The sequence below is a fragment of the Streptomyces sp. UH6 genome (assembly GCF_013421635.1).
Classification (GTDB): domain Bacteria; phylum Actinomycetota; class Actinomycetes; order Streptomycetales; family Streptomycetaceae; genus Streptomyces; species Streptomyces abyssomicinicus.
Genome location: NZ_JACADT010000154.1, coordinates 1 through 8556 on the forward strand (window position 1 = coordinate 1; position 8556 = coordinate 8556).

The 8556-nt window shown below is 69.2% G+C and carries 7 protein-coding genes; all 7 read left to right on the forward strand.

Annotated features, from left to right (window positions below):
* The first annotated feature begins 467 nt into the window (after nucleotides 1–467).
* Complete coding sequence (locus HW445_RS11000; protein WP_180220840.1) at nucleotides 468–1475, forward strand: ABC transporter permease; 1008 nt, start codon at nucleotides 468–470, stop codon at nucleotides 1473–1475.
* A gap of 72 nt (nucleotides 1476–1547) precedes the next feature.
* Nucleotides 1548–3338: an ABC transporter substrate-binding protein gene (locus HW445_RS11005; protein ID WP_374939630.1), complete on the forward strand. Its 1791-nt coding sequence runs from the start codon at nucleotides 1548–1550 to the stop codon at nucleotides 3336–3338.
* Nucleotides 3339–3491: 153 nt separating this feature from the next.
* Entirely contained in the window at nucleotides 3492–4490 is a 999-nt protein-coding gene (locus HW445_RS11010) for an ABC transporter permease (protein WP_180220841.1), read from the forward strand.
* Nucleotides 4487–5611 (forward strand): ABC transporter ATP-binding protein, encoded by a 1125-nt coding sequence (locus HW445_RS11015; RefSeq protein WP_180220842.1) that lies wholly within the window; start codon nucleotides 4487–4489, stop codon nucleotides 5609–5611. Before HW445_RS11010 ends, HW445_RS11015 begins: the two co-directional genes overlap by 4 nt.
* Entirely contained in the window at nucleotides 5608–6834 is a 1227-nt protein-coding gene (locus HW445_RS11020) for an ABC transporter ATP-binding protein (protein WP_180220843.1), read from the forward strand. The genes HW445_RS11015 and HW445_RS11020 overlap by 4 nt, the downstream gene beginning before the upstream one ends.
* A 139-nt stretch (nucleotides 6835–6973) precedes the next feature.
* Nucleotides 6974–7651 carry a trimeric intracellular cation channel family protein gene (locus HW445_RS11025; protein ID WP_180220844.1) on the forward strand — a complete coding sequence of 226 codons (678 nt, stop codon included), beginning with the start codon at nucleotides 6974–6976 and terminating at the stop codon, nucleotides 7649–7651.
* A 62-nt stretch (nucleotides 7652–7713) separates the two neighbouring features.
* A partial coding sequence (locus tag HW445_RS11030; RefSeq protein WP_180220845.1) for a thioesterase family protein occupies nucleotides 7714–8556 on the forward strand: 843 nt, incomplete at its 3' end.

Below are 8556 nucleotides of genomic sequence, written 5' to 3' on the forward strand. Positions count from 1 at the left end.
GTCCTCGGTGACCGGTCCCCGCGGCGCGCGGCGGCACGGGTGGGCGGAGCCGGGTGGGTGTGCCCGCCGAGGCGGACCGGCGCGGGCGAGGGCGGCAGGTCAGTCCCCTTCCCGGTGGTCGATCCGCAGGTGCGGATCCCCTTCCGGACCCGGTCCAGCATGCGTCCGGAGGCGAGGTCTTCGCGCGTAACTCCCGGGCGATTTGAACCAGTTGCGCGATGTTCCGGCGCACCTGTCCCGACGCGGGTGTGTCCGCCCCTTGATGGCCGCCGTCCGAATAACGGAACTCCCAGCTCAGCATCACAGTTGCGCATCCATTCCCCGGGAGCTCTGGCGATTCGTCGCCATGGCCATGAAAACTCCCCGCAAGGGTGTGCGCTACGCACCCTTTTGCACGACGGACAGGTCAAGCCGCTACCGCGGCATGTGCGGCCCGGCTACCGCCGGTTGAGAGGGGTCCCTGCCAGATGACGGCACCATTGCACGAGCCGACCGCCGAGGCGGCCCCGAGCGCGGCCGTGGAAGCGGCCGCTGCCAGCAGCGGGACGAAGGCCGTCCAGGGGCGTTCCCTCGGACGGATCGCCTGGGAGCGCCTGAAGCGGGACAAGCTCGCACTGTTCGGCGGCGTCGTCGTGGTGTTGCTGGTGCTCGTGGCGATCTTCGCCCCGCTGATCACCAGCCTGGTCGGACAGGACCCGGACCTGCGGCACGAGGAGCTGATCGACCCGCTGTTCGGCACGCCCGTCGGTTCGCTCGGCGGCGTGAGCGGCGACCACTGGTTCGGCGTCGAGCCGGTCAGCGGCCGCGACATCTTCGCCCGCATCGTCCACGGCGCCCGGGTCTCGCTCCTGGTGGGCTTCGCCTCCGCGCTGGTCGCCGTGGTGCTGGGCACCGTCCTCGGCATCCTGGCCGGCTTCTTCGGCGGCTGGGTCGACGCGCTCATCAGCCGCGTGATGGACGGTCTGCTGGCCTTCCCGCAGCTGCTCTTCACGATCGCCCTGGTCTCCGTGATGCCCAACGACCTGCTGGGTCTCAGCGGCTCCGGCGTCCGGGTGTTCGTGATGATCCTGGTCATCGGTTTCTTCGGCTGGCCCTACGTCGGACGCGTGGTGCGCGGCCAGACGCTCTCCATGCGGGAGCGCGAGTACGTCGAGGCGGCCCGTTCGCTGGGCGCCGGACGGCTCTACATCCTGTTCAAGGAGCTGCTGCCGAACCTGGTGGCGCCGATCATCGTGTACACGACGATGATGATCCCCACCAACATCCTCACCGAGGCGGCCCTCAGCTTCCTGGGCGTGGGCGTGAAGCCGCCCACCTCGTCCTGGGGCCAGATGCTCTCCAGCGCGATCAGCTACTACCAGTCGGACCCCATGTACATGGTCGTCCCCGGTCTGGCGATCTTCATCACCGTCCTTGCCTTCAACCTCTTCGGCGACGGCGTCCGTGACGCCCTCGACCCGAAGGGTTCGCGCTGAGGTACCGAACCCACTGAGCGTCCCGTGGCTCAAGCACACGGGATCTTTCATCAATCCGGAGGATCCGAGATCGTGACTACCCACACCACAGGGCGGCGGAAGCGGGCTCTCGCCGCTGCCGCCGTGGTCGCGGCGCTGCTGTCCACGGCGGCGTGCGGCGGCGGAAGCGACAGCACCGACAAGGCCGGCGGCACCGCCAAGGCCGCGGGCTTCGACGCCGCGAACAACAAGGTCGCCCAGGCCGAACTGGTCGCCAAGGGCGGCGAGCTGAAGTTCGCGGGCGCCCAGGACGCCGACTCGTGGGACACCACGCGTGGCTACTACGGCTTCATGTGGAACTTCGCCCGGTACTACTCCCGCACGCTGGTGACCAACACGCCGGCCCCGGGTGCCGAGGGCGCGGGCATCACGCCGGACCTGGCGACCGCCGCCGCTGAGATCAGCGACGACGGCAAGACCTACAAGTACACCCTCCGGGACGGCGTGACCTGGGAGGATGGCAAGCCCATCACCTCCAAGGACATCAAGTACGGCATCGAGCGCATCTGGGCGCAGGACGTGCTGTCGGGTGGCCCGGTCTACCTGAAGGACGTCCTCGACCCCAAGGGCGAGTACGAGGGCCCGTACAAGGACAAGGACCCGGAGAAGCTCGGCCTCAAGGCGATCGAGACTCCGGACGACAAGACGATCATCTTCAAGCTGCCGGAGGCCAACTCCGACTTCGAGGAGATGCTCGCCATGGTCTCGGCGTCCCCGGTCCGCGCGGACAAGGACACCAAGGCCCAGTACCAGCTGCACCCGTTCTCCTCCGGCCCGTACAAGTTCGAGTCGTACGAGCCCGGCAAGAAGCTGGTCCTGGTCCGCAACGACAAGTGGTCGCAGGAGTCCGACCCGGTCCGCAAGGCCTACCCGGACAAGATCTCGGTGACGTTCTTCTCGGACGCCAACGACATGGACCAGCGCCTGATCAACGGTGACTACCACCTGGACGTCAACCAGACCGGTATGTCCCCGCAGGGCCGCCAGACCGCGCTGCAGGAGCACAAGGGCAACCTGGACAACCCGGTCTCGGGTTACATCCGCTACGCCGTCTTCCCGCAGTCCGTGGCCCCGTTCGACGACGAGCACTGCCGCAAGGCCGTGATCTACGGCGCCGACCACGAGTCGCTGCAGACCGCCCGCGGCGGCCCGATCGCCGGTGGCGACATCGGCACCAACATGCTCCCGCCGTCGGTGCCGGGCGCCGAGGGCCAGAAGTACGACCCGTTCGAGCTCGCCGGTGCGAACAAGAAGGGCAACGCGGAGAAGGCCAAGGAGGAGCTCGAGGCCTGCGGCAAGCCCGACGGCTTCAAGACCCGCATCGCGGTCCGCAACAACAAGCCGGTCGAGGTCGCGACCGCCGAGTCGCTGCAGGCGTCGCTGAAGAAGGTCGGCATCGAGGCCGAGATCGACCAGTACGACGGCTCGCAGACCTCCTCCATCATCGGTAGCCCCGAGAACGTGAAGAAGAAGGGCTACGGCATCATCATCATGGGCTGGGGCCCGGACTTCCCGTCCGTCCAGGGCTACGGTCTGCCGCTGTGGCACAGCGACTACATCCTCGAGAGCGGTAACAACAACTACGCGCTGATCGAGGACAAGGAGGTCGACGGTCTCTTCGACGACTACGTCAAGGAGCTCGACGACGCCAAGAAGGCGGAGATCTCCACCCAGATCAACCACAAGGTCATGGAGGGCGGCTACTACCTGCCGTTCGTCTTCGAGAAGTTCATCAACTGGCGCTCCCCGGAGCTGGCCAACGTGTACACCTCGGACGGCTACAGCGGCATGTACGACTTCGTCAACCTGGGCCTGAAGAAGTAATCCCCTCCGGCACACCCGCCGTACGGCACGAAAGGCAGGTGAAGGCCGGCGCGGCGTGACCGCGGGCCGACCGGGGGACGAACTCCCGCCGCTCACAAGGCGGCTGGGGAACGTCCCCCGGTCCGGCCCGCCGTCCGCGGCGGGCCGAGAGCTGTGCTCGCTTACCTCATCAGGCGGCTCATAGCCGCCGCAGTGATGCTGGTGGTCATCATCGTGGTGGTCTTCGGCATCTTCTTCCTGATCCCCAAGTGGGCCGGCATCGACCCCGCGGCCAACTTCGTGGGCAAGCAGGCGGACCCCGCGGCCATCGAAGCCGTGCGGCAGAAGCTCGGCCTGGCCGAGCCGATCCACTCCCAGGTCTGGGAGTTCTTCAAGGGCATCTTCGCCGGCCGCACCTACGTGGGCGGCGGCGACGTCACCAACTGCGCGGCGCCCTGCTTCGGTTACTCGTTCCGTACCGAGCAGGAGATCTTCCCCGTCCTGATGGACCGCTTCCCGGTGACGCTGGCCCTCGCGCTGGGCGCCGCGCTGCTGTGGCTGCTCCTCGGCGTCTCCGCCGGTGTGCTCTCCGCGCTCAAGCGGGGAAGCATCTGGGACCGCGGCGCCATGGTCATCGCCCTGGGCGGCGTCTCGCTGCCCATCTACTTCACGGGCATGGTGGCGGCGGCGATCTTCATCTACGGACTCGGCTGGATCGACGGCCAGTTCGTGCCGCTGGAGGAGAGCTTCACCGGGTGGCTGGGCGGCCTGATCCTGCCCTGGGTCACCCTGGCCTTCCTCTACGCGGCCATGTACGCCCGGATCACCCGCGCCACCATGCTGGAGGTGCTCGGCGAGGACTACATCCGCACGGCGCGCGCCAAGGGCCTGGCCGAGAAGACCGTGATCGGCAAGCACGCCATGCGTTCCGCCATGACGCCGGTGCTGACCATGCTGGGCATGGACATCGGCGCCCTCATCGGCGGCGCGATCCTCACCGAGACCACCTTCAACCTGCCCGGGCTGGGCCAGGCCGTCCTCCAGGCGATCCGCACCCAGGACCTGCCCGTCATCCTGGGCGTCGTGCTGATCACCTCCATCGCGGTGATCGTCGCCAACCTCGTGGTGGACGTCCTCTACTCCGCGATCGACCCCCGGGTGAGGCTCGCATGACCGACATCAGCAAGAACGCCGGCTCCACGAACGAACGCGGCACGGCCGTGGGCGAGCCGGTCCTGGGCCGCCCGGCCGGCGGCGGCGAGGCCTTCCTCGACGTCCGCGACCTCAAGGTCCACTTCCCCACCGACGACGGCCTGGTCAAGTCCGTCGACGGGCTCAGCTTCCAGCTCGAGCGGGGCAAGACCCTCGGCATCGTGGGCGAGTCGGGTTCCGGCAAGTCGGTCACCTCGCTCGGCATCATGGGCCTGCACACCGCCGGTCAGTACGGCAAGCGCAAGGCCAGGATCTCCGGCGAGATCTGGCTGAACGGCACCGAACTGCTCTCCGCCGACCCCGACCACGTGCGCAAGCTGCGCGGCCGGGACATGGCGATGATCTTCCAGGACCCGCTCTCCGCGCTGCACCCGTACTACACGATCGGGCAGCAGATCGTGGAGGCGTACCGCATCCACCACGACGTGGACAAGAAGACGGCGAAGCGCCGCGCGGTCGAGATGCTCGACCGCGTGGGCATCCCGCAGCCGGACAAGCGGGTGGACAGCTACCCGCACGAGTTCTCCGGCGGCATGCGCCAGCGCGCCATGATCGCGATGTCCCTGGTCAACAACCCCGAGCTGCTGATCGCCGACGAGCCGACGACCGCGCTGGACGTGACCGTCCAGGCGCAGATCCTCGACCTCATCCGCGACCTCCAGAAGGAGTTCGGCTCCGCGGTCATCGTCATCACCCACGACCTGGGCGTCGTCGCCGAACTAGCCGACGACATCCTGGTGATGTACGGCGGCCGCTGCGTCGAGCGCGGTCCGGCCGAGAAGGTCTTCTACGAGCCCCGCCACCCCTACACCTGGGGTCTGCTCGGCTCGATGCCGCGGCTGGACCGTGAGCAGCAGGAGCGTCTCGTCCCGGTCAAGGGCTCCCCGCCGTCGCTGATCAACCTCCCGTCCGGCTGCGCCTTCAACCCGCGCTGCCCGTACGCGGACATCCCGAAGGACGACGTCACCCGCACGGTCCGGCCGGAGCTGACCGAGGTCGGCAGCCGTCACTGGGCCGCCTGCCACATGGGCCAGGAGCAGCGGGAGCGTATCTGGACCGAAGAGATTGCGCCGAAGCTGTGAGCGAGAACCGAGAGAACCGTACGGGCCCCGTGGGTTCCGGGGAGACCGCCGACGGCGAGATCCTGCTGAAGGTCACCGGGCTCCAGAAGCACTTCCCGATCCGCAGCGGCCTGCTGAAGCGGCAGACCGGGGCGGTCCGCGCCGTCGACGGCCTGGACTTCGAGGTCCGCCGGGGCGAGACGCTGGGCGTCGTCGGCGAGTCCGGCTGCGGCAAGTCGACCATGGGCCGGCTGATCACCCGCCTGCTGGAGCCGACCGGCGGCACGGTCGAGTTCGAGGGCAAGGACATCACGCACCTCGGCGTGGGCGGCATGCGGCCGCTCCGGCGTGACGTGCAGATGATCTTCCAGGACCCTTACTCGTCGCTGAACCCGCGCCACACCATCGGCACGATCGTCGGCGCCCCCTTCAAGCTCCAGGGCGTCACGCCCGAGGGCGGTGTGAAGAAGGAGGTCCAGCGGCTGCTGGAGGTCGTGGGCCTCAACCCCGAGCACTACAACCGCTACCCGCACGAGTTCTCCGGCGGCCAGCGCCAGCGCATCGGCATCGCCCGCGCGCTCGCGCTCAAGCCGAAGCTGGTCGTCGCGGACGAGCCGGTCTCCGCGCTCGACGTGTCCATCCAGGCGCAGGTGGTCAACCTGCTGGACGACCTCCAGCAGGAGCTCGGGCTCACCTACGTGATCATCGCGCACGACCTGTCGGTGGTCCGGCACGTCTCCGACCGGATCGCGGTGATGTACCTCGGCAAGATCGTCGAGCTGGCGGACCGGAACTCGCTGTACCGGTCGCCGATGCACCCGTACACCAAGGCGCTGATGTCGGCGGTGCCGATCCCGGACCCGTCGCGCAAGGCGGCCAAGAGCGAGCGGATCCTGCTCCAGGGCGACGTCCCCTCGCCGATCGCCCCGCCGAGCGGCTGCCGGTTCCACACCCGGTGCTGGAAGGCGACCGAGGTGTGCCGCACGACCGAGCCGCCGCTGCTGGAGCTGCGGCCCGGGCAGCGGGTGGCGTGCCACCACCCGGAGAACTTCGAGGACCAGGCGCCGCAGGACACCGTGCTGCTCTCCGCGGCCAAGGAGGCGGCCGAGCTGGTGCCGGACGCCGTCCTGGAGGAGTCCACCTCGGCCGCGGTCGTGGCCGAGCGGGAATCCGGCACGGGCGAGGGCTCCGAGGGCTCGGCCGGCTCGGGCGAGGGCTCCGGCGAGGCTGTCACCCAGGAGTGACTCCCGGCGGTCGAGGGGGGCGGCGTCCAGCGGGGCGCCGCCCCCCTCGACCGTCGACGTGATGCAATGAACTCCAGGCATCTCGCATGCTGGACCTTTTATTGCAAGGGTTCTGCCGGGTTCCCGGCACAATATTGAGGTGTCTCCCCAACTGTTCAGCCCGGGTGTTCAGCACACGCTCGAACTGGTCGGCATCTTCGTCTTCGCCATCTCCGGCGCGCTGCTCGCCGTGCGCAAGAACTTCGACGTCTTCGGCATGGCCGTGCTCGCCGAGGTCACCGCGCTCGGCGGCGGTCTCCTGCGCGACGTGGTGATCGGCGCCGTGCCGCCGGTCGCCTTCACCGACCTCGGGTACTTCCTCACCCCGCTCGCGGCCACCGCCCTGGTCTTCTTCCTCCACCCGCAGGTGGAGCGCATCCAGACGGCGGTGAACGTCTTCGACGCGGCCGGCCTCGGCCTGTTCTGCGTGGCCGGCACCCTCAAGGCGTACGAGTACGGCCTGGGACTCACCGCCTCCGCCACGCTGGGCATGGCGACCGCCGTCGGCGGCGGCGTGCTGAGGGACATGCTCGCCAACGAGGTGCCCTCGCTGCTGCGCTGGGACCGCGACCTCTACGCGGTGCCCGCCATCGTCGGCTCGGCGATGGCCGCGATCTGTATCAAGCTGGACGCGCTCACCCCCGCGACCCTGGGCCTGGCCGTCATGGTGGCCTTCGTGCTGCGCCTGCTCGCCATGCGGTTCCACTGGCGCGCCCCGCGTGCCTGGCACCGGCGTTCGACGGTCAAGGAGGTGCGGCCGGAGGAGGTCGCGGTGTGAGGTGGGCCACTGTGGGCGGCTAGAAAGCTACCGCTTAGTAACGTGCGTTGTATCGTTCTCCCATGGCAGAAGCAGCCTCCGCCCAGGCGACCCGGGCCACGATCGGTGACAGCGAGTTCGACCGGGACAGCACGGTCACCCGCCGCGAGCCCGGCGTGTACGACATCGACCTCTCCGCCGACTGGACGATCTTCAACGCGGTCAACGGCGGATTCCTGCTGGCCGTGGCGGCCCGCGCCCTCTCCGACGCGCTGCCGCACGAGGACCCGTTCTCCATCACGGCCCACTACCTGACCGCCTCCACGCCCGGCCCGGCCGTGGTGCGCACGTCCGTGGTCCGCACCGGCCGCACCCTCTCCACCGGCCAGGCGTCGATCCTCCAGGAGGACGCGGACGGCAACGAGGTCGAGCGGATCCGGGTCCTCGCCTCCTACGGCGACCTCGGCTCGCTGCCCGACGACGTCCGGACCAGCGCCGTTCCGCCGCAGTTCCCGCCGATCGAGCAGTGCTTCGGGCCGGACGACTCGCCGGAACCGCTGCCGGGCGCGTCCGCCATCACGGACCGCCTGTTCATGAAGCTGGACCCGGCCACCCTGGGCTGGGCGCTGGGCACGCCCTCCGGCAAGGGAGAGGTGCGCGGCTGGTTCGGGCTCGCCGACGGGCGGGACGCCGACCCGTTCTCGCTCCTGCTGACCGTGGACGCGCTGCCGCCGACCGCGTTCGACCTGGGGATCAAGGGATGGGTGCCGACCGTGGAGCTCACCGCCCACATCCGGTGCCGCCCGGCCCCCGGCCCGCTGCGGGTCTCCATCACCACGCGCAACCTCGCCGGCGGCTTCCTCGAGGAGGACTGCGAGGTCTGGGACACCGCCGGCCGCCTCGTCGCCCAGTCCCGGCAGCTCGCA